The organism is Ectothiorhodospira magna, assembly GCF_900110965.1.
Taxonomy (GTDB): Bacteria; Pseudomonadota; Gammaproteobacteria; order Ectothiorhodospirales; family Ectothiorhodospiraceae; genus Ectothiorhodospira; species Ectothiorhodospira magna.
On sequence record NZ_FOFO01000007.1, the window covers coordinates 1 to 21,033 of the forward strand.

The window sequence follows — 21,033 nt, forward strand, 5'->3', positions numbered from 1 at the left end:
GCTCAGGGGCAGAAGACACCAGAATAGGGCCGCTTGCGCGGCCCCCGCTGACCTCCCCGCCCGAGTGGGCGAGGGTTCACGCGGGTTTTTGCTGAGCAAGCAGCAGCAGGGAGCTTCGACGCCATCCCGGACAAGTTCAAGCTTCGGCATATCCGGTTGATGGTGGGACCCAAAGAGCCAAAGAGTCGAACGTCGGTGATGGGGAAGGTATATTCGGCAGTCGAGTCTAACCCGGGCATCACAGGCGAGGAGCTGTTGCGATTGCTACAGAACGAGGATTTCACCGACAACAAGTCGGCATACACGCAATCTGGGCAAGTCTGCGCTGCTTGGCTCGTGGGCTACATCGACGGTGCCTGCTTCCATCCACGTGCGCGGCATATCCAGCCGCACAACGATCTGAGCTGATCTTCTCCTTACTCAGATCTCGCCATCCCGCCTTCGAGCGTTTTCCCTCCACCGCAGCCGTGGCACGACCACTTCCCACTGCTCGCATCGTACACTGGCGCGAAATGCCGGCTCGCTGTCCTCTTGGTAGCGTGTCACAATACCGGCGACCTCACAGGCCTCGGGCGCGTATGCTCCCTTGAATGCTTTCGCGGTCCGTCCTACCTTGCGGCCATCCCCATCGAATAGCGCATAGCGATCCCCGTCCACTCGCCATTCCAGAGGATCACCGGGTTCGAGTCTGCGTATTGCCTCATGCACCGGTGCATCCGGGGCCTGCCGGCCGGCCCAGCCGATGTCGACCTCACCGAGGGAGAGCGTTTGGTAACGGGTCTCCAGTGCCTGATCATGCTGCCCCTCAAAGCAGCGAGACTGCACACGGTCACCAAGTGATCTCACAAAGGCATTGCCCGGTTCAAAATCACACAGCGTCAGCGTTTCCTCGGCGCGCGTCATCCCCACATAGTACAGTCGTCGGGCCTCCTCCACCGATTCGCGGGATACCTCCCAGCATCCATCCAGCAACACGACGTGACAGAACTCGAGCCCCTTGGCCGCATGAACCGTGCCGAGGAACAACCCCGGCCGCGCTTGCTGCCGGATCTCCCGGGTATAGTCGTAGAGCCACCCAATCACGGTCTCAGGGGAGAAATGGCAATCGCCATACTCACCGGACAGTTGCTCGAAGGCCGTATCGAAGAAGCTGCGCCAGACCGGATCCAAAGCCAGGTTTTTGACCATATCCACCACCCTGGCCGCGGTGAGCCAGGACTCAGCAGTCTCGCGAAGATGGGCAACAAGCGTCACGAACGGGCGCTGACGTGTCAGCGGCAGGGTGCCCTGCTTATCCGACGCCATGAAGTAGGCGATCCCATCGCGCTCACATAACGCCTGTACCGGCCACAGGTAACGGTGGCTCCGTGCAAGCACGGCAAGACCCTGCCAGTCGTGCCGTGGCGCCAGATCATTGAGACGCCGCAGTTCCGCGATGGCCGCTTGAGCCTGCAGGTTGCCGCATGATCGGTCTGTTGCCGGCAAGGTGATTCTCAGGACACACCCCTGCCGCTGTGCGTCCCTCCCCTCCCATTCTCCCCCCAGCGACTCATTGGCCCGCGCCTGGTTGATGCGAATCGGATGGTCGGCCTTCAGCCGCGCGGTATGGGTCTCGATCAACCGGTTGGCGGCAAGAATAATCGCTCCGCTGGATCGGTAGTTCTCGACCAGATAACTGACTGCCGCGCCATACTCCTCGCAAAACCGCTCGATATGCCGGTTGCTGCCGCCGCGCCACTGGTAGATGTTTTGATCGTCGTCGCCCACGGCCAGAATGCACAGGTCGCCCTCCTGGTCCTCATGCCGCTTCGACAGCGCGCTGACCAGGCGGTACTGGCGGTCGTCGATGTCCTGATACTCATCCACCAGGATGTAGCGATACCCCCGCAACAACCGTTCGCGCAGATCATCCTCACCCTCGACAGACGCACGCCCCTCAAGCAGATCCGCCGCGCGATCCAGGATGGCCTCAAGTTCCCCGGATTCCACCGCGTCCCGGCGGTCAAAGCTCGTGCCGGTGAGTCGCATTGCCATGGCATGATAGGTGAGCACGGTGAGCCCAATGGCGTCGTGACCCACCAGGGCGAGCAGTCGTTGCCGAATCTCATTGGCCGCATGTCGGTTGAAGGTGAGCGCGATGATGGCCGACGCGGGCACGCGCCGCACGCGTAGTAAATAGGCAATGCGATGGACCACTAACCGCGTCTTGCCCGAGCCAGGCCCCGCCAGGACCAGCCGGTTGTGATCCTGATGGTCGGTAACAATGGCCTTTTGGGTGGCGTTGAGTGTGTCAATGATCGACCTCCAGGAACACTCGCTGGTGGACAGCTGGAGGATATCTTCCCTGCCCGCGAAGTACTGCCGTAGAAAATCGTCCTTGGTCTGCGTGAAGTAATGCATGACCAGGCGGAGCGCATCGGCCATCTCCTTGAGGGCCACTTCGGCATACTCGCGCATCACGTGCACCTGAATACGCCGCTCGCGATAGTGTTCGTCCAGCCATCGGTAGTCGTCCTTGAGATAGCGCTGCCCCTGCTTTTCGGGGTTGATATCGATGGTCATTGCCCTGCGCATCACCGTCATGCCGTGGTTGAGGGTCAGCACTTCCTGGTTGTGCAGGTACAGCAGGACATGCTCGATGGCCTTTTGCCGCTGCTCGGGCTTGATGGTGGCGGCCAGACGCGTCCCGTCTCTGAACAGCTGCAACAACTCACCGAAGGTGGTCTGAACCAGTAAATCCTTGCCGCGTTGCCCGGACGGCAGCTTGGCGAGCACAAAGGGCAAGAGAACCGCCGCGATGTCACGGCGTTTTTCACCCAGCCCCTCGATTTGCGACCAGCGGTATCCACCGCGAATGCGCAGTTTGAGATAGTCACGGTTGATCTGCTTGAGCTCGAAGCTGCTGCGTTGTTGGCTGTCGCCATCACGGTCGAGCGCGAGGCTGTGTAGCAGGCGGGTCACATGCAGTGGCAGCAAATTCGGCTGGCCGCATTGCTCGCGTAACAGCGTCGTCAGTGGTTGCAGGTTCAGATCCTGCCAACTGCCATCTTCGGCATCTGGCGCCAGTTCCCGCAACGTCTTGAACAGGCCTTTTTCCAGAGCCAGGCAGCGATTGAGACGTTCACTGGACGCACCCGCGATGCCATGGCGCAGATAGAGGGTGAGTTGTGAATCGTTCTCCAACAAGCCCAAGGCTTCGAGCTGCCTGAGTGCGCCAGTCACCTCCTCGTTGGTCTGCCCAGTGAGCCGCATCAACTGGTCCGTGTTGATACGCTCATCGGCGTCAGCCGCGTACAGATACCGCAGGAGCGCAAGAAATTCCTCTTGCCTGCGCTGTGGCAGCTGTGCGCGTTTTAGCCGGTTTTCGGCCTCCTCCGCGGTCAGGCGCAACTTGGCGGGAAAGACCCTGGTATGGTTTTCCTCACGGCGCAGGAACTGTCTGCGTTCCAGCCAGGCAATGGCGGTGACCACCTTGGTTTCGGCATCCCGGTCGTCCGCCTCAAAGCTGGTGTGTACCCCTTCGTCCTGCAGAATCTCGCCGGCGGTGATCACCACATGCCCGCCCTTTCGCCGAGCCGCCTCATGGCGCAGCTTCTTGAGGATTTGCTGGATATCCCTGAAGCCGAGCTGTGAGCGCTCGCTGAGCCCGAACTGGGTTTCGATATCCTGCGGATCGTAGAGCAGCACACAGCGTGCGTCTTCCTGATCTCGTCCGGCGCGGCCGGCCTCCTGCAGGTAGTTTTCCAGTGAGCCAGGGATGTCCGCGTGGATCACCACGCGCACATCCGATTTATCAACCCCCATCCCGAAGGCGTTGGTGGCCACGATCGCCTGTAAATCCCCCCGGATGAAATCGTCCTGGATATCCTTCTTCTCGTGGGGCTGCAAACCGGCGTGAAAATGCTTGCAGGTCCATCCCTGGCCTATCAGAAAATCGGCCAGTGCCTCGGCTTTCTTCCGGCTGGAGACAAACACCACCGCGCCACCCCCGCGGCCTCTTAACTCCTCGGTGAGCAGTTGATGCGTGCGCGCAAACTTTTCACCTGCCTGCACTGGAAAAACCTCGAAATGCAGGTTCGAGCGTTCGGGTGTGCCAATAAACGAGGTGAAGTGGATGCCCAGCTCCGTCAGGAAATGGGTGCGGATATCGTCCAGCACATCCTGCTTGGCGGTCGCGGTGAAACACCCAATCGGCGCAAGCGCACCGCCCCCGGTAAATTCCCGGATGAAGCGGGCCGCGTACAGATAATCCGGCCGAAAGTCATTGCCCCACTTCGACAGGCAGTGCGCTTCATCAAAGATCCAGGCGCCAACCTGCCGATTGGCGATCGCCTTGCGAAAAGCCATATTCCGGAATTGCTCGGGTGACACCAGCAACATGCCCACATCACCCAGCTGGATCTTCTCCAACACATCCGAGCGCTCTGGCATGGTCAGCAGCCCATTCAATGCCGCGGCGCACTGCACGTTGCGGGCAAGCAAGCCATCCACTTGGTCCTTCATCAGTGACTGCAGCGGAGAAATAATGACCGTCAGACTCCCATTACGGTGGTAGCGACTGAGGGCCGGTAGCTGGTAGCAGAGGGATTTCCCACCCCCGGTGGCCAACACCGCCAGCACGGACTGACCACGCATCCCAGCCAGCACAATGTCATGCTGCATGCTTTGACCGCTTGCCTCGTAACGGAAATCGTCGAAACCGAAGTAGCGCTTGAGCGCCTGTCGAGGGTCATGTGTTGTGCGGCAGTAACTGCAGGACGGATCATCGCAGGGTTGATCGCGCAACTCGGCAATCAGCTGACCCACCACCGGAAACTGGTAGCGCACCCAGGGCGCGAGCACTGAATTGCCACCTGATACCCTTAGCCAGGCCAGTACATAGGCAATCGGCCAGTGGAGTTCTGGCCGGTGCAGATTCTGTTCAACCAATGTCGTCAGACGAACTCGGCAAACCTTGAGCTGACGATCTAATCCCGGGTCGGTTTCAGCCAACAACGTCGGCAGGGATGAGGCTACTGTCTCAATGGATCTCGGCGCCTGCCGGGTCAGAGAAAAGAAAAAATTACCCAGGCCGGGCCCTGGCCGCGGTGCGATCAAGGCTTGGTAGCAGAGCAATTCTTCGGCATTGGCCTGAAAAAGCCTTTCGAAGGCCACTTTCTGGTCGGTAAAGAGCGTCAGCGTTGAACGGCAATCCGACAGGGGCGAATTGAGGCTGTCACGGATCAGCTTGTAATCCTTGATCAGTCGATGGTAGGGGTTTTGTGGAAATGCCAACGGCGACAGGCGCAACGTGTCGATGACCGGTCGCCGCAACAATGCCAGATCGGGCGCCACCTCACGCAGCAACGGCAGGTCATGGGCCAGGACATTGTGACCCAGCACGAAGCTGGCACCGGCACACATCGCATCCAGTCGTGCGAGCGCGGCCTCGAGTCGGGTGCCTGTATTCAGCTCCAGTGTTTCGCCGGTATCGGGCCTCAGGGCGCCGATCTTGATGACTTTTGGATTATCACCGTCCTGATGCGGAACGGTTTCCAAATCGAAGATCAGGCATTTAGGCTGCGGTGTCAGTGCCATCCTGTCGTCTTTCGTGCCCCCAATCTTGCGGCGCCCTTGCTCTGAACCGACGACCCTTTTGCGTCCAGCCGCGGGTGGATGTGCTCGATCACGCCATCACGGCTGACCACAATCGCCGTACCGGTTTGCGCGGCGAGTTCCCGTGCCCGCCGTGCGGCGCGCTGCATGGCTTGCGGCGACAGGCGCAGGTCGGCATCGCGGGCGGTTTCGATGGGTTGTTTGTTCACGGTTTTTCGCTCCAATCCAGCAGCACCGGTTGTTGGCCGGAATTGTTGTACAAAGCCCACGCATCCACCAAAAATTCGGCGCGGGTGCTCCCACCATAGCCCATCGGGCCTGGTGGGAGGGGAAGCGCCGTCTCTTGCTTTAGACATAAGTGTAACCGTCACTCCGCTGCTGCACGATCAAGTCGCGGGGGTGAATCCCGTCTATTCTGTTAATCGCCTGCTGCAGTACGAAACAGGGCCGGAATCGGATGGAGGCCCGGCCAGCACATCCTTTCGCCTTGCCGGCTACGGCTTTGACCTGATCGCCAGTGCGAAAGCCGCGATAGGAGCGCGCCTGCGGCTTATGGCCCCGAGGGAATCCGAACCGGTTGAGTCGCGCATGCTGGCGCTTGCCATGGCCAGTGGCTTTGATGGTGAGAGGGCGCTGTTCCGGGTTCAGCCGGACGACTTCTCCGGACGCTCCAAGACAAGCCGCGTCAATCCAGTGGCCCTTCGGGTAACCGAGCTGGGTCCGGTTGTACTTGGTCTGACCGCAGGTACCATACTCGACCGGTAGGCCGGTGGCTTGCATCCGCTCGGCCAGGGTGTTGCGCGTGGCATTGATGGCTGCTGTGTCCTTGAGGCTGGGCCGCTGTCCTGCCTGCACAGCTTCGGCGAGTGTGTCCAGACTCCAGTTTAGCGAAATAGCGAACTTTACCAAAATCCCAATGCGCCGGCACCTCCCCCAACCACTCAACGCCGGAGTCCTTGTACTCTGGATACATTGGAAAACTCATGACCCCACTCCCTGTCTCGCATTAGTGACCGCATCTCGCCAGAAAGGCTCCGTGTCCCAGTGGCCTGGGAAACCCATGTGCGGGCGTGAAACCTGGGGATACTGGTCCAGCAACATCACAAGTCGTTCAGACCATTGGTCTGCCGGGTGATACAACCCGCATCAGGGATTCAATCACAATCAGCTGCAGGTAAAGCCGACGCCGGGGATCAAGACGCTGCTCTGGATGCTCACGAGAACCTGTTGTAATAGCGGTGGGGATGTCGGGCCAGTCAATCTGAACCTTCTTCGGCATCTCAGGACGACTGCCGAATTCGCGGTTCCATACGCGACCGTGGTGAGCGCAGACGTTGCGCAGATCGGAGAGGCTGCGGAACCAAGAACGCAACACCGGCATCTTCCAGCCAAAGTGACGTTCGATGCGCTGGGTGTCTTTGGGAAGCCGTAGATTCGCAAATAGCGTCGAGGCCTCTTTGAAGGTCAGCAGTTCGACTGCCATCCAGATGGGTGGTTGACTGGGTGCCTTATGGTAGGTCTTGCGGTAATGGTCCAGGAAGGACTCAATCTCGCGCCCTTGACTGACTTTTTCCAGCCTTTCCAGTAGCCAGCCATGCTTGTAGCGGGTGTCGAAAAGATCTGGATTCAGGTAACCATGCGGACCATGATGCTCGGCGAGGGTATTGCCTAACTGGGCGCGGAGAGCAACTTCCAGCCGCTCAATGGCGTCCAGCAGCAACAGACGCAATTCGCGATCGAAGACGTACAGCTGCAGCACATCGTCGAAGCTGACCCCCTCTATGAATCGGTGTTTCTGGAGGCCGGGTTGATAGAAGGGGCGCGTATAGGCCGACAGACGGAAATAGCTGATATTAGACAGGTAATGATGTGCCCGATCTTGGTCGGGTATCACTAAGCCGCGTTTGCGCAGGGTTTCAATCTGCTCCTTTATGCTGTGTGCTGGCTTGCAGAAGTCGTTCATGAACGACCTCCGGGCACAAAAAACCCGCCAAAGTGTGCTTCAACGAGAGGCATGGCGGGTGCGTTAACCACCATGCTATGCAATGTCCCACCCACTGTCAACGATTGTGGCCGAAAACCCGTTTCAAACCCATGCCTCACGCCGACAACGCCTCAATCATCCGCTTGATCCGATCCGTGCAAGCCTTCAGATCCGCATCGATCTCTTCCAGCGGGCGGGGCGGGGTGAACGTGTAAAAATGCCGGTTGAAGGGAATCTCAAAGCCAACAATGCCGATTTCTCCGTCCAGCGGGTCGCGCTTGCCCTCGTCGATCCAGGCATCGGGGATGTGGGGCTTCACCTCCTCCAGGTAGCCTCGCAATTGCAGCAGTATCGACGTCAGATCCTCGGACGACGAGGATGGAATGGCCACAGGGTCAGGGGTTACCAGAATGCCCTGAAGGGCATCCACGAGCGCCTGCAGCTGTTCGTCCAACTGGGCCAGCAGCAGGGTGCACTGTCCTGCTTCATCCCCCCTGCGGGCGGCCTTCTCCAGCGCACCAGCCAGAGACTGAATCCGGATGGCCCCCAGGGTACCGCTCGCCCCCTTGAGGCTGTGGGCCTGACAGGCCAGACCAGGTAGATCTTCGCATTCCACCGATTGCCACATGTCCAGGGCATCATCGCCGTGCAGTTCGATGAACTGCCGGAGCAGTCCCTGATAGCGCTGACCATCGCCGCGCAGCATGCGCAGCCCCACCCCAGTGTCCAGCCCCTCCACTTCAGCCAAGCGGGCCAGCACCATGCCCTGAGCAGGCTTTCCAGCATGGCGGTATTCATGTCACGGGCCGGTGATGGCCCGGTATTGCTGCAGAGCAGGGTGCCCAGTGCATCCTGCAGGGAGGAACGGGTGACGGGTTTGGGCAGCACCAGGTTGATGCCCGCCGAAGTGGTTTCCTCGTGGGTGAGGTCGCTGCCGTAGGCGGTGACCATGAGGAAGTCCGGTCGATGCTTCAGATCCAGGGCCTGGATCTTCTGGACCGTGGTCAGGCCGTCCATGGCGGGCATGCGCCAGTCCACGATCACCAAGTCATAAGCCCTGTCCTGGTCATCGGCCTTGCAGATGGCTTCCACCCCGGCTTCTCCAGAATCGAGGCTGTCCAACTTCATATTCTCTCCGCAAGGAAACCCGCGATTTCAATCGTGGGAGGAATTGCGGCTGCGGACTGCAGTCGCCGAAAAAGGGTGTGGGCCTTTCACCCACAGGGCCGCAAAGCTCTGCCCCGTAAAGGGCACCAGTGACGCAGGGCTTTGGCCCTGTCTCCCCTCGCCAATGTCTGCAACCGGCTCCCGCCTTGCGGCGGCGACTGGAACCTTCGGCGCTTTACCTTTCGCCAGCATGATCCCAACCTTCCAGAGCGGCGGACTGAGGAAGCATCCGCCGGTGGGTCTTGACGACCTGTTACAAACGTAGCCCCTTTCGAGCGTCCTGCTCAGGCGGGCTCAGGCTGGTCAACCCAGCTTGCTTTCACAAGCCCCCGACTTCAGTCGGGGGTAGTTGACCAGATAGCCGATGAACAGCAAAAGCGCCGAAAGGATCTTGGACCAAAGGATTGTACCTCGCTCAATCTCTGCCTGCCGGGTTGATCAGCGAATCAACGACAGCCACCCGGCCAGGGCCAGCAGCGTGACCAGCAGCACCGGCGGCGTGATCAGGATGCCGATCCTGAAATACTGCCCCCAGGTGATCTTGATGCCGCGCCGTGCCAGCACATGCAGCCACAACAGGGTGGCCAGACTGCCGATGGGGGTGATCTTCGGCCCCAGGTCGGAACCGATGATGTTGGCATAGATCATTGCCTCCTTGACCACGCCGGTCACATTGGCCTCGTCGATGGACAGGGCCACCACCATCACCCCGGGCATGTTGTTCATGATGGAGGAAAAGAAGGCGGCGATGAAGCCGGTCCCCACCGCCGCCGCCGTCACGCCATACTGGCCGATCCAGTCCAGGACAAGGGCGATGTCCGCCGTCAGCCCGGCATTGCGCAGGCCGTAGACCACCAGATACATGCCCACGGAGAAAATCACGATCTGCCAGGGGGCACTGACGAAGATCCGGCGGGTGGAAATCACATGTCCCCGGGCGGCCACGGCCAGCAGGATGGCGGCACCCAGACCCACCATGGCGGAAATGGGCACGCCCATGGGCTCGATCACCAGAAAGCAGAACAGCAGCAGGGCCAGCACGCCCCAGCCCGCCTTGAACACGGCCGGGTCCTTGATGGCCTGTTCGGGCCTGCGCAGGCCATCCAGGCTGTAGGTGCGGGGGATCTGTTTGCGGAAGAACAGATACAGGATAGCCAACGAGGCGGTCACCGAGACGGCGTTGACCGCCATCATCACGGCGGCGTACTCGCGGAAGTTGATGCCGAAGAAGTCCGCCGAGACGATGTTCACCAGATTGGAGGTGACCAGAGGCAGGCTGGCGGTGTCGGCGATGAAGCCCGCGGCAATGACGAAGGCAAAGGCCGCCCCGGCGGTGAAGCCCAGGGCCAGGAGCATCTCCAGCACAATGGGGGTGAGCATGAGGGCGGCGCCGTCGTTGGCGAACATGGCGGCCACCACTGCGCCCAGCAGGATGATGAAACAATACAGGCGCAGGCCGCTCCCCCTGCCCCAGCGGGCCACATGCAGGGCCGCCCATTCAAAGAAACCGGCCTCGTCCAGGATCAGGGAGATGATGATGATGAAGACAAAGGTGAGCGTGGCGTTCCAGACGATATCCACCACAATGGGTACGTCGGAAAACTGCACCACCCCCGTGGCCAGGGCCAGGGTCGCGCCCCCCAGGGCACTCCAGCCGATGCCCAGCCCCTTGGGCTGCCAGATGACAAGGGTGATGGTGACGATGAAGATCGTCAGGGCGGTCAACAGCATGGAGGTGTCCTGGGATCGGGTTGGGTGGTTACGGGGTCAGGTATCGGCACGAAACGGATTGCAGCAGCCGGGGTCATCCGCCAGGCATTTGAGCAGATCAAAGCGGGATACGATGCCCACCAGCCGCCCCTCCACCACCACCGGCAGCGCCTGGATACCGTGGTTGATGAACAATCGGGCGGCCACGCTCATGTCATCTTCCGGTTGCAGGGTGAGTAGCTGCCGGGTCATCACCTCGCCCGCGGTCCGACCGCCGATGCGGTTGGGGTCGTCGCTGGAGGCATCCCCCAGGGGAGAACGGTACAGGGACTCCTTCCACCAAGCCGTCCGCGTCTCCACTCGCGCATCCGCCATGCGGTGGGTCAGGTCGCCGGAGGTAATGATGCCCACCAGCACATCGCCTTCATCCACCACGGGCAGGCTGTTGACGCGGTGCTTCACCAGCAGGCGGGCCACCCGCTGAATGGGAGTATCCGGTCTGACACCGAGCGGGTCCGGCGTCATCAGATCCTGTATGCGCATGGTTGCCTCCTCGGTCTGGATCAGTCAGAAAACCACTGCCGCACCTGTTCGGCTTTCGGCATGGAACCGCTGTGTATCAGGGTATCGTCGATCACCACGGCCGGGGTGGACATCACTTTGTATTCCACCAGGGCCTCGGGACGGGTGTCCTTGGTGACCCGAGCTTCCACGCCCATCTCCCCCACCACCTGCTCGATGAGCCGGGCGGTATCCTGACAGCGGGCGCAGCCGATGCCCAACACCTTGATCTCTTTCATGATTCACCTCCAGTCATTGAAAAAATGGCCTGTCCCCTGGGGCTACATCATGCCCGACAGCAGCGGCCCCAGGGCATTGAGAATCCACCCGATCAGGGTGAAGGACACCAGCAACATGGCGAACACGATCACCAGCAACCGCCACTGCATCACCTGTTTGAGCAGCACAAACTCGGGGAAACTGGCCGCCACCGTGCTCATGCAGAAAGCCAGCGTGGTGCCGATGGGCAGGCCCTTGAGCAACAGACTCTCCATCACCGGCACCACACCGGTGATATTGGTATACAGTGGAATCCCCATCAACACCGCCAGGGGCACCTGCCACCAGGCCCCATCCGCCAGGTGGGTCTCCACCCAGTCGTCGGGGACAAAACCGTATAAGGCCGCCCCCAGACCCACGCCGATGAACACCCATTTCCAGACCCGCCGCAGGATCTCCAGGGTTTCATCGCGGGCGAACTCATGACGTTGCTTCAGGCTCAGACGACGACGCTCCGGTGCCTCCACGTTATCCGTCGAAGCCTCGGCGTAAGCCTTGGCCAGAAACGGCTGCAGCCATCGTTCGGCACGAATGGCATCGAGAAAGGCCCCGCCCAACATGCCCACGGCAAACCCCACCGCCACATACAGCAGGGTGATCTGCCAGCCCAACAGCCCCCAGAGCAGGACGATAGCCACCTGATTGATCATGGGCGAGGTGATCAAAAAGGACATGGTGATGCCGATGGGAATCCTCGCGGTGGTAAAACCGATGAAGACCGGCACACTGGAGCAGGAGCAGAAAGGGGTGATCGCCCCGAAGGTGGAACCCATCAGGTAACCGAAAAAGCGGTTGCGTCCGGCCAGGAAGGCTCGCATGCGTTCCAGGTCCAGGGAGGCACGCAGCAGGGCCAGCACGTAGATGAGCACCAGCAGCAGGGCGAAGATCTTGGTGACGCTGGCAACAAAAAAATGGGCCGCGACGCCCAGGGCCGTCGAGGGATCCAGGCCCGCCAGCGTGAAGACCAGAAGGGTGGCCAGTTGATTGAAGATTTCCAGCATGCCCTCTCTTAGGTCATTCTCGAGTCATGGAGACAAGATATGCTTCATACCACATATTCGCAATAACAAATATCCAGCCATCCACCAGAGTCCCTGTCCATGACTTCATCCAACACGCCCAGCATCCTGTTTCTCTGCACCGGCAACGCCTGCCGCTCCCAGATGGCCGAAGGCTTTGCCCGCCACCTGGGTGGTGACGCCTTCCGGATCCAGTCGGCAGGGATCGAGGCCCACGGCAAGAACCCCCGGGCCATTCTGGCCATGGCGGAACTGGGGATCGACATCAGCGGCCAGGAATCCACCCGTGTCACCGATGCCATGCTGGCGGAAGTGGATCTGGTGGTGACGGTCTGCGGGCACGCGGACGAACATTGCCCCCTGCTGCCCCCGGGCACCCGTCGTCTGCACTGGCCCCTGACGGACCCGGCCAAGGCCACCGGTACTGAAGAAGACATCACCCTGGCCTTCAGACAGATACGGGACGAGATCCAGGCCCGGGTGAGCGCCCTGCTGGCGGATCTGAAGCGCTGAAGAAGCTGAAACGAAAAAACCCGCGCCTAGATAACCGGACGCGGGTTTTTTCTTACTTCGAATGTGGTAGCGGGGGCAGGATTCGAACCTGCGACCTTCGGGTTATGAGCCCGACGAGCTGCCAGACTGCTCCACCCCGCAACTGAGGCTGTGTATATTAATGACCTTGCCCGGATAATGCAAGGGTTTTATCTCATTTTTTTGCAACTCATGCACCACGGTGGATCAGGTGCCGGCGCAGATCGTGCCGATAGATGAATCCGGGCATGGCAAACACGGCAAACATGGACAGGGTGATGGCATAGAACTGCCAGCCCTGAGCATGGATCGTGCCGGTGACCAGGCGCTCCAGCCCGAGGCCAATGGCCACCACCACGACGTAGAGTACCCCCCATTCCAGAAAACGGATGAAGGCCGGCTTTTCATTCCCTCGCGGCGTCAGGACAAACAACACCCGCTCGTTGAGCCACGGCAGGTTGGCCGCCACCAGGGCAATGAGAAGATAAAGCCATACAGTCACCTGCAAGAGATCCATACCCCCTCCCCTATCGAGCCGCTGCGGCAAGAGACATCAGGATGCCAGGAAAGATCCCCAGTCCCAGCATCAACAGACCGTTGACCGACAGCACTACGTTCACATCCATGCCCCGGGACAGCGGGGTCTGGTCTTCCGGCTTGTCGAAGTACATGAACTTGATGATGCGCAGGTAGTAGAAGGCGCCGATCACCGACATCAGCACGGCGAACACGGCCACCCAGATGAAGCCCACCTGCACCACGGCCTGGAGCACCGCCAGCTTGGCATAGAAGCCCAGGGTGGGCGGCAGACCCGCCATGGACGCCATCAGCAGTAGCATGATGAAGGCAAACCAGGGACTGCGCTCATTGAGGCCACGGAAATCCTGGATATTGTCTGCCTCAAGGCCCTGGCGGGAGAGATACAGCACCATGCCAAAACCGCCAGCGGCCATCAGGGCATAGGCGATCACGTAGAACAGGGCTGCCGCGTTCCCCTCCGTGGTCCCGGCCATGACCGCCAGCAGGACGAACCCCACATGGGAAATGGTGGAGTAGGCGAACATGCGCTTGATATTGGTCTGGGCGATGGCCACCACGTTGCCCACCGCCAGGGACAGCACCGCCAGGATCAGCAGCATGCCCTGCCAGTCCGCGTGCAATGGCCCCAGGCCATCCACCAACAGGCGCATGACGATGGCCAGACCGGCGATCTTGGGGGCCGTGCCGATGAAGAGGGTCACCGGCGTGGGGGCGCCGTGGTATACGTCCGGCAACCACATGTGGAAAGGCACCGCCCCCAGCTTGAAGGCCAGGGCCACCACCACGAAGGCCAGGGCAAACACCAGGGCCATGTTGAATTCACCGGAGGCGGTGAGGATGCCTGCCGTCACGCCGGCGATGTCCAGGGTGCCCGTGATGCCATAGAGCATGGACATGCCGTAGAGCAGCACCCCCGAGGCGATGGAACCGAGCACGAAATACTTCATGGCCGACTCCGCCGCCTGGGTGGAATCCCGGTTGAAGGCCACCAGGGCATAGAGGCACAGGGAAAGCAGTTCAAGCCCCAGATAGAGGGTGATGAGATTGTTGGCCGAGATCATCACCATCATGCCCAACACACCGAACAGCCCCAATACATAGAACTCACCCTGATATAAACCCCGGGTCATCAGGTAGGGCCGGGCGTAGAGAAACACCATCGCCGAGATCAGCAACACCACCGACTTGAGCAGATCCGACATGGGATCGGCCACGAAGGTGCCGGACATGGTGATGCGCACCTCCGGCGCGGCCAGCCACAGGGTCAGCATCAGGGTGCCCAGCAGGGTGAACTGGGTCAGTCCGTAGGTGATGTCCCGACGGGCCTGGGGGATGAACAGATCCGCCACCAGGATGAAGCAGGCCATGCCCAGCAGGAAAAGCTCGGGAATGACGGGGATGAAATCCGGAATCTCAAAGGTCATATCGGCATCCAGGAGAGCTTAGAGCTTGGAAACGGCGATATGCCGCACCAGGTTGTCCACGGTGGCGTCCAGCACATCCAGCAGGGGCGCCGGCCAGACCCCCAGAAGGAGCACGGCAAAGGCCAGCACGCCCAGCACCCAGAACTCACGCCGGTTCACATCCGTCAGTTTGGCCACGTTGTCATTGGCCACCTCGCCGTAGACCACCCGCTTCACCAGCCACAGGGTATAGGCCGCGGCCAGGATCAGGGTGGTGGCGGCCAGCAGGGCAATCCAGAAGTCGGCGCGGAAGGCGGCCAGGATCACCATGAACTCGCCCACGAACCCCGAGGTACCCGGCAGTCCCGTGTTGGCCATGGCAAACAGAACGAAGAAGGCGGCAAACCAGGGCATGGTGTTGGCCACGCCGCCGTAATCGGCGATCTGGCGGCTGTGCATGCGGTCATAGAGCACCCCCACACTCAGGAACATGGCTGCGGAAATCAGGCCGTGGGAGATCATCTGCACCATGCCGCCGCTGATCCCCAGGGCAGCCCCCTGCCAGGAACCGGTGTTGTTGTAGATCATGAAGACGATGAAGAAGCCCAGGGTCACAAACCCCATGTGGGCGATGGAAGAGTAGGCGATCAGTTTCTTCATGTCCTGCTGCATCAGGGCCACCAGGCCGATGTAAACCACGGCGATCAGGGACAGGGTGACCATCAGCCAGTCCAGGGCCATGGCCGCGTCCGGGGCGATGGGCAGGGAGAAGCGCAAAAATCCGTAGCCACCGATCTTGAGCATGATCGCCGCCAGGATCACCGACCCCCCGGTGGGGGCCTCCACATGGGCATCCGGCAACCAGGTATGGACCGGGAACATGGGAATCTTCACCCCGAAGGCCAGCAGCATGCCCAGGAAGATCAGCATCTGGGCGGTCATGCCCAGGGGCAGATGGTGGAAGTCCAGGATGGCGAAGCTGCCGGACTGGGTGTACAGATAGATCAGGCCGATGAGCAGAAACACCGAGCCCAGGAAAGTGTAGAGGAAGAACTTGAGGGTGGCGTAGATCCGGTTGGGGCCGCCCCAGATGCCGATCACCAGGAACATGGGGATCAGCATGGCCTCGAAGAAGACGTAGAACAGCACCGCGTCCAGGGCCGAGAAGACCCCGTTCATCAGGCCCTCCATGATCAGGAAGGCAGCCAGGTACTGGGACACCCGATGCTGTATCACTTCCCAGGCGGCAATGACCACCAGCACCGTGATGAAGGTGGTGAGCAGGATCAATGGCATGGAGATCCCGTCCACGCCCAGGTGGTAATGGATGTTGAAGGTGCTGATCCAGGGGATCATCTCCACGAATTGCATCTCGTGGGTGCCGCGGTCGAACTGGGTGAACAACGGGATGCTCACCAGGAAGGTCAGCACCGCGAAGGCCAGGCCCACGCGCCGGGATGCCTCGGGCATCCGGTCACCCATGGTCAGGACGATCAGGCCGCCGAGAATCGGCGTCCATATCACAAGAGAGAGCAGTGGCCAGTCAGCGAACATTATTTCTTCCCAGTGGAATCCTGCGTTGATCCTGTCGTTGCACTCAGCACGACCGCGCTAGAAGGCAAACGCCATGATGAGCACCAGCAGACCGATGATCATGGCGAAGGCGTAGTGATACACATAGCCCGTCTGCACATGACGCACCTGCCGGGACAACCAGCCCACCGTCCTGGCACTGCCGTTGACGATGGCCGTATCGATCACCAGGGTGTCACCAAAGCGCCACAACCACTGCCCCAGGCGTTGGGTGCCCCTGGCGAACACCACGTCATTGAACTGGTCAAAGCCATAGCTCCGGCTGAGCAGGTTGTAGGCCCAGGGGGCACGGCGACGGGCGCTGTCAGCCAGGTCCGGGCGTTTCATATAGATGAACCAGGCCGTGGCCAGACCCGCCATCGCCAGCCAGAAGGGGGGCATCACCAGGCCGTGGGCGATGAAGCCCATGACGCCGGTATAACCCTCGCCCAGAAGGGCCAGTACATCCCGGGTCTCGTCCACATGAATCACCCCGGCAAAGACATCGCCAAACAACAGGGGACCGACGAAGTAGCCCGCCAGCACCGAGGGGATCGCCAGCAGGATCAGGGGCACGGTGACCACCCAGGGTGACTCCTTCGGATCTCCCTTGAGGCCGTGACCATGGCCCTCGTGATCATGTCCATGATCGTGGTTGGTGCCGGGTGCCCCATGGCGGAAACGCTCCTCGCCGTGGAATACCAGGAAGAACATGCGGAAGGTGTACAGGGCGGTGACGAACACCCCCAGCAATATCAGCACGTAGGCAATACCCGCCCCCGGAATCTCCGACAGGGACACGGCCTCGATGATGCCGTCCTTGGAGAAGAAGCCGGCCAGCCCCGGGAAACCGATCAGCGCCAGGGAACCGATCAGGGCGGTGGCATAGGTGATGGGCATGTACTTGCGCAGCCCACCCATGCGACGGATGTCCTGCTCATGATGCATGGCCATGATCACCGAACCGGCGGCCAGGAACAGAAGGGCCTTGAAGAAGGCATGGGTCATGAGGTGGAAGATGCCCGCCGCATAGGCGGAGGCGCCCAGGGCCACCGTCATGTAGCCGAGCTGGGATAGGGTGGAATAGGCCACCACCCGCTTGATGTCGTTCTGCACCAGCCCCACCAGCCCCATGAAGAAGGCGGTAATGGCACCGATGATGAGCACGAAGCTCAGGGCGGTCACGGAGAATTCGTACAGGGGCGACATGCGCGCCACCATGAAGATCCCCGCCGTCACCATGGTGGCGGCATGGATCAAGGCCGAGATGGGGGTGGGGCCTTCCATGGAGTCGGGCAGCCACACATGCAGGGGCACCTGGGCCGACTTGGCCATGGCACCGATGAACAGCAGGATGCAGGCCACGGTCAGCAGGGACCATTCAGTACCCGGCAGCACCCTGATGGTGGCCTGGGACATGCCTTCGGCCTGACCGAAGACGGTGGCGTAGTCCAGGCTGCCGGTGTAGAAGACGATGGCGGCAATCCCGAGCACGAAGGCAAAGTCCCCCACCCGGTTGACGATGAAGGCCTTGAGGTTGGCATGGATGGCGGTGGGCCGCTTGAACCAGAAGCCGATGAGCAGGTAGGACACCAGGCCCACGGCCTCCCAGCCGAAGAACAGCTGCATGAAGTTGTTGGCCATCACCAGCATCAACATGGAGAAGGTGAACAGGGAAATCAGGGCGAAGAAACGCTGATAGCCTGGGTCCTCACGCATGTAGCCGATGGTGTAGATGTGCACCATGAGGGAAACGAAGGTCACCACCAGCATCATCAGAGCGGTGAGATTGTCCACCAGGAACCCCACCTCGAAGCGGATGCCGTCACTGACCAGCCAGGTGTAGACGGTCTCGTTGTAGACCTCGGCCCCGCCGATCATGTGGTGCCAGAACACCACCAGCGAGAGCAGGAAGGAGACGGCCACCCCGGCGATGGTGGCGGTATGCGCCCCGGTCCGCCCGAGCTGCTGGCCGAACAGACCGGCGGCGATGGCCCCGAACAGGGGGGCGAGTACGATGAGCAGATAGATAGTATCCATGCCCTACCCCTTCATCTCGTCCAGATCCTGGACGTTGATGGTCTGTCGATTACGGAACACCAGCACCAGGATGGCCAGGCCGATGGCCGCCTCCGCCGCTGCCACGGTGAGGATGAAGAACACGAAGATCTGCCCCGCCAGATCCCCCAGGTAATGGGAGAAGGCAATGAAGTTCATGTTCACCGCCAGCAACATGAGCTCGATGCACATGAGCAGGAGGATCAGGTTTTTCCTGTTCAGGAAGATCCCGGTGACGCTCAGCGCGAACAGGATCGCCCCAAGGATGAGGTAATGCGACAGAGGAATCATGCTTGGTCCCGTTTTTGGCCCAGCGCAGGTCTCGCCACGGCGCCCGCTTGGGTGTTTTCGTTCAGCCCTGTAGATTCAGTCCTGAAATCCGCCCGCCATGCCGATCCGGCCATGACAACAGGATCCAGGGTCCATCGGCCCATGTGACGCTACTTCTTTTCCGCTTCCATCTTGATCAGGCGCACCCGATCCTTTCGCTGCACCTTGATCTGCTCCGCCGGGTCCATGTAAAGGCTGTCGGGCCGGCGCCGCAAGGTCAGGGTGATGGCGGCGATGATGGCCACCAGCAGGATCACGGCGGCAATCTCAAAGGGATAGACATATTCGGTATAGAGCAACTCACCGATGGCCTTGGTGTTGCTGTAGTCCCCATCGGCGCGGCCGGGGGATTCCACCTGGAACACCCTGGCCCCCACCACCATGGCCATCACCACCATCATGCCCACGGCCACCACCAGTCCCACCGGCAGCAACCGGACAAAGCCTTCCCTGACCCTGGCCACGTTGATGTCCAGCATCATGACCACGAACAGGAACAGCACCATCACCGCCCCCACGTACACCAGCACCAGCAGGATGCCGAGGAACTCCGCCTCCAGCATGATCCAGTGGGCGGCGCTGGTGAAAAAGGCCAGCACCAGGAACAGGGCCGCGTGCACCGGGTTGCGCACCGTGATCATGGCCACGGCCGCCCCCACCAGAACGACGGAGAAGAAGTAGAACAAAAACTGTTCGAAACTCATGAAAGGCAGTCCCCCTGATCAGCGGTAGGGCGCATCGACGGCACGGGCGGCGGCAATCTGGGCCTCGTATTTGTCACCGATGGCCAGCAGCTTGTCCTTGGTCATGATCTGCTCGCCACGGTTTTCGAAGTGGTAGTGCATGATGTGGGTCTCGACGATGGAATCCACCGGGCAGGCCTCCTCGCAGAAGCCGCAGAAGATGCACTTGAACAGATCGATGTCGTAACGGGTGGTGCGGCGGGTGCCGTCGTCCCGCGCTTCCGACTCGATGGTGATGGCCAGCGCCGGGCACACCGCCTCGCACAGCTTGCAGGCGATGCAGCGCTCTTCCCCGTTGGGATAGCGGCGCAGGGCATGCAGGCCGCGAAAACGGGGCGAGATCGGCGTGGTCTCGTCCGGATACTGGATGGTGATCTTGCGGGAGAACAGATGCCGTCCCGTCAGTTTCAGGCCCAGCAGCAGTTCCCACAGCAGGAAGGTCTTGAAGAACTGGCGAATCGCCGTGCTCATGATGAAATGCCTCCCTTACGCGAACCAGGGGCCGATGCCCAGGGCAACCGCCACGCCCAGCACAAACAGCCACAGGATGGTCACGGGAATCAGCACCTTCCAGCCCAGCCGCATGATGTGGTCATAGCGGTAGCGCGGGAAGGTGGCGCGGAACCAGAGGAAACAGAACAGGAAGAAGGCGGTCTTGATCAGCAGCCAGTGAATGCCGCTGCCCAGCAGCCAGCCGATCACCGGCAGGGCAAAGACACTCTCGGGCAGGATGCCTTCAAAAGGCGACAGCCAGCCCCCCAGGAACAGCAGGGCGGTCAGTGCCGAGATCAGGATCATGTTGGCGTATTCGGCCAGGAAGAAGATGGCAAAGGCCATGCCGGAGTATTCCACATGGAAACCGGCCACGATCTCCGACTCCCCTTCCGCCACGTCGAATGGGGCACGGTTGGTCTCTGCCACCCCGGAGATCAGGTAGACCAGAAACAGGGGGAACAGGGGCAGCAGGAACCAGTGATAGACACTGCCCTGCTGGGCCATGACGATCTCACCCAGATTCAGACTGCCGGCGGCCATCACCACCCCCACCAGGGCAAACCCCATGGCAATCTCGTAGGACACGATCTGGGCGGCGGATCGCATCCCCCCCAGCAGGGCGTAACGGGAGTTGGAGGCCCAGCCGGCGATGATGATGCCGTAGACACCCACCGAACTCAGGGCCAGCAGATACAGCAGGCCGGCGTTGATGTCGGCCAGCACCATGCCATCATCGAAGGGGATCACCGCCCAGACCGCCAGGGCCGGGGCAATGGCCAGTACCGGGGCGATCAGGAACAGGTACTTGTCCGAGTTGGTGGGGATGATGACTTCCTTGAGCAGCAGCTTGAGGGAGTCGGCGATGGGCTGCAGCCAGCCCCGCGGCCCCACCCGGTTGGGGCCAACCCGCACCTGCATGTAGCCGATCACCTTGCGCTCGGCGAAGGTGGTGTAGGCCACCACCAGCAACAGGGGGCCGACGATCATCATGATCTTGGTCATGATCTGCATGATCACTGGCAACCCGTCCCAGAATTCCATCATGG

General features: G+C 60.9%; 17 protein-coding genes, 1 tRNA gene and 3 pseudogenes. 1 reads left to right on the forward strand and 20 read right to left on the reverse strand.

Annotated features, from left to right (window positions below; genetic code table 11):
• Positions 1 to 420 precede the first annotated feature (420 nt).
• The 11 genes and pseudogenes from BMX62_RS03940 to BMX62_RS03985 form a co-directional block, all read right to left on the reverse strand.
• Positions 421 to 5,577, reverse strand: a complete 5,157-nt coding sequence (locus tag BMX62_RS03940; RefSeq protein ID WP_090204589.1) for a RecQ family ATP-dependent DNA helicase — start codon at positions 5,575 to 5,577, stop codon at positions 421 to 423.
• On the reverse strand, positions 5,568 to 5,804 hold the full coding sequence (locus BMX62_RS03945) for a hypothetical protein (RefSeq protein ID WP_090204592.1): 237 nt from the start codon (positions 5,802 to 5,804) through the stop codon (positions 5,568 to 5,570). The genes BMX62_RS03940 and BMX62_RS03945 overlap by 10 nt, the downstream gene beginning before the upstream one ends.
• Before the next feature lie 139 nt (positions 5,805 to 5,943).
• Positions 5,944 to 6,504, reverse strand: a complete 561-nt coding sequence (locus BMX62_RS12810; RefSeq protein ID WP_156055372.1) for a hypothetical protein — start codon at positions 6,502 to 6,504, stop codon at positions 5,944 to 5,946.
• A gap of 202 nt (positions 6,505 to 6,706) precedes the next feature.
• Positions 6,707 to 7,558, reverse strand: coding sequence for an Abi family protein (locus BMX62_RS03955; RefSeq protein ID WP_202906197.1), 852 nt, complete (start codon positions 7,556 to 7,558; stop codon positions 6,707 to 6,709).
• Positions 7,559 to 7,694: 136 nt separating this feature from the next.
• A pseudogene (locus tag BMX62_RS13055) lies at positions 7,695 to 7,910 on the reverse strand (SAM-dependent DNA methyltransferase); the annotation flags it as partial.
• Between the two features lie 105 nt (positions 7,911 to 8,015).
• Positions 8,016 to 8,342 (reverse strand): annotated as a pseudogene (locus BMX62_RS13230) (Hpt domain-containing protein); the annotation flags it as partial.
• Positions 8,343 to 8,434: 92 nt separating this feature from the next.
• Positions 8,435 to 8,707, reverse strand: a pseudogene (locus BMX62_RS13355) (response regulator); the annotation flags it as partial.
• Positions 8,708 to 9,184: 477 nt separating this feature from the next.
• Positions 9,185 to 10,477, reverse strand: a complete 1,293-nt coding sequence (locus BMX62_RS03970; RefSeq protein WP_090204602.1) for an arsenic transporter — start codon at positions 10,475 to 10,477, stop codon at positions 9,185 to 9,187.
• A gap of 36 nt (positions 10,478 to 10,513) precedes the next feature.
• Entirely contained in the window at positions 10,514 to 10,999 is a 486-nt protein-coding gene (locus BMX62_RS03975; RefSeq protein ID WP_090204605.1) for a CBS domain-containing protein, read from the reverse strand.
• A 20-nt stretch (positions 11,000 to 11,019) separates the two neighbouring features.
• Positions 11,020 to 11,256, reverse strand: coding sequence for a thioredoxin family protein (locus BMX62_RS03980; protein WP_090204610.1), 237 nt, complete (start codon positions 11,254 to 11,256; stop codon positions 11,020 to 11,022).
• Positions 11,257 to 11,298: 42 nt separating this feature from the next.
• Positions 11,299 to 12,297 carry a permease gene (locus BMX62_RS03985; RefSeq protein WP_090204614.1) on the reverse strand — a complete coding sequence of 333 codons (999 nt, stop codon included), beginning with the start codon at positions 12,295 to 12,297 and terminating at the stop codon, positions 11,299 to 11,301.
• A 99-nt stretch (positions 12,298 to 12,396) separates the two neighbouring features.
• Between BMX62_RS03985 and arsC the strand changes: the two genes are divergently transcribed.
• A complete protein-coding gene (arsC, locus tag BMX62_RS03990) occupies positions 12,397 to 12,828 on the forward strand; it encodes an arsenate reductase (thioredoxin) (RefSeq protein WP_090204617.1) in 432 nt (143 codons plus the stop codon).
• Positions 12,829 to 12,892: 64 nt separating this feature from the next.
• Here the strand turns inward: arsC and BMX62_RS03995 are convergent.
• The 9 genes from BMX62_RS03995 to nuoH all read right to left on the reverse strand — a co-directional run bounded on the left by BMX62_RS03995 (position 12,893) and on the right by nuoH (position 21,031).
• Positions 12,893 to 12,969 (reverse strand) — tRNA-Met (locus BMX62_RS03995).
• A gap of 67 nt (positions 12,970 to 13,036) precedes the next feature.
• Positions 13,037 to 13,363: a DUF2818 family protein gene (locus BMX62_RS04000; RefSeq protein WP_090204622.1), complete on the reverse strand. Its 327-nt coding sequence runs from the start codon at positions 13,361 to 13,363 to the stop codon at positions 13,037 to 13,039.
• Positions 13,364 to 13,373: 10 nt separating this feature from the next.
• Positions 13,374 to 14,810: an NADH-quinone oxidoreductase subunit NuoN gene (nuoN, locus tag BMX62_RS04005; RefSeq protein ID WP_090204627.1), complete on the reverse strand. Its 1,437-nt coding sequence runs from the start codon at positions 14,808 to 14,810 to the stop codon at positions 13,374 to 13,376.
• 18 nt (positions 14,811 to 14,828) lie between these two features.
• Positions 14,829 to 16,343 (reverse strand): NADH-quinone oxidoreductase subunit M, encoded by a 1,515-nt coding sequence (locus BMX62_RS04010; RefSeq protein WP_090204630.1) that lies wholly within the window; start codon positions 16,341 to 16,343, stop codon positions 14,829 to 14,831.
• A 57-nt stretch (positions 16,344 to 16,400) separates the two neighbouring features.
• A complete protein-coding gene (gene nuoL, locus BMX62_RS04015) occupies positions 16,401 to 18,401 on the reverse strand; it encodes an NADH-quinone oxidoreductase subunit L (RefSeq protein WP_090204633.1) in 2,001 nt (666 codons plus the stop codon).
• Between the two features lie 3 nt (positions 18,402 to 18,404).
• Positions 18,405 to 18,710 carry an NADH-quinone oxidoreductase subunit NuoK gene (gene nuoK, locus BMX62_RS04020; protein WP_090204636.1) on the reverse strand — a complete coding sequence of 102 codons (306 nt, stop codon included), beginning with the start codon at positions 18,708 to 18,710 and terminating at the stop codon, positions 18,405 to 18,407.
• A gap of 149 nt (positions 18,711 to 18,859) precedes the next feature.
• Complete coding sequence (locus BMX62_RS04025; RefSeq protein ID WP_090204639.1) at positions 18,860 to 19,453, reverse strand: NADH-quinone oxidoreductase subunit J; 594 nt, start codon at positions 19,451 to 19,453, stop codon at positions 18,860 to 18,862.
• An 18-nt stretch (positions 19,454 to 19,471) separates the two neighbouring features.
• Positions 19,472 to 19,963: an NADH-quinone oxidoreductase subunit NuoI gene (nuoI, locus tag BMX62_RS04030; protein ID WP_090204644.1), complete on the reverse strand. Its 492-nt coding sequence runs from the start codon at positions 19,961 to 19,963 to the stop codon at positions 19,472 to 19,474.
• Between the two features lie 15 nt (positions 19,964 to 19,978).
• Positions 19,979 to 21,031 carry an NADH-quinone oxidoreductase subunit NuoH gene (nuoH, locus tag BMX62_RS04035; RefSeq protein ID WP_420795804.1) on the reverse strand — a complete coding sequence of 351 codons (1,053 nt, stop codon included), beginning with the start codon at positions 21,029 to 21,031 and terminating at the stop codon, positions 19,979 to 19,981.
• Positions 21,032 to 21,033: the final 2 nt, after the last annotated feature.

Coding starts and splice junctions, on each gene's coding strand:
- arsC (WP_090204617.1), top strand. CDS start 12,397: ATGACTTCATCCAACACGCCCAGCATCCTGTTTCTCTGCACCGGCAAC.
- BMX62_RS03980 (WP_090204610.1), bottom strand. CDS start 11,256: ATGAAAGAGATCAAGGTGTTGGGCATCGGCTGCGCCCGCTGTCAGGAT.
- nuoN (WP_090204627.1), bottom strand. CDS start 14,810: ATGACCTTTGAGATTCCGGATTTCATCCCCGTCATTCCCGAGCTTTTC.
- BMX62_RS03940 (WP_090204589.1), bottom strand. CDS start 5,577: ATGGCACTGACACCGCAGCCTAAATGCCTGATCTTCGATTTGGAAACC.
- BMX62_RS04010 (WP_090204630.1), bottom strand. CDS start 16,343: ATGTTCGCTGACTGGCCACTGCTCTCTCTTGTGATATGGACGCCGATT.
- nuoH (WP_420795804.1), bottom strand. CDS start 21,031: ATGATGGAATTCTGGGACGGGTTGCCAGTGATCATGCAGATCATGACC.
- nuoL (WP_090204633.1), bottom strand. CDS start 18,401: ATGGATACTATCTATCTGCTCATCGTACTCGCCCCCCTGTTCGGGGCC.
- BMX62_RS03975 (WP_090204605.1), bottom strand. CDS start 10,999: ATGCGCATACAGGATCTGATGACGCCGGACCCGCTCGGTGTCAGACCG.
- BMX62_RS03955 (WP_202906197.1), bottom strand. CDS start 7,558: ATGAACGACTTCTGCAAGCCAGCACACAGCATAAAGGAGCAGATTGAA.
- BMX62_RS04025 (WP_090204639.1), bottom strand. CDS start 19,453: ATGAGTTTCGAACAGTTTTTGTTCTACTTCTTCTCCGTCGTTCTGGTG.
- BMX62_RS04000 (WP_090204622.1), bottom strand. CDS start 13,363: ATGGATCTCTTGCAGGTGACTGTATGGCTTTATCTTCTCATTGCCCTG.
- BMX62_RS03985 (WP_090204614.1), bottom strand. CDS start 12,297: ATGCTGGAAATCTTCAATCAACTGGCCACCCTTCTGGTCTTCACGCTG.
- nuoI (WP_090204644.1), bottom strand. CDS start 19,963: ATGAGCACGGCGATTCGCCAGTTCTTCAAGACCTTCCTGCTGTGGGAA.
- BMX62_RS03970 (WP_090204602.1), bottom strand. CDS start 10,477: ATGCTGTTGACCGCCCTGACGATCTTCATCGTCACCATCACCCTTGTC.
- nuoK (WP_090204636.1), bottom strand. CDS start 18,710: ATGATTCCTCTGTCGCATTACCTCATCCTTGGGGCGATCCTGTTCGCG.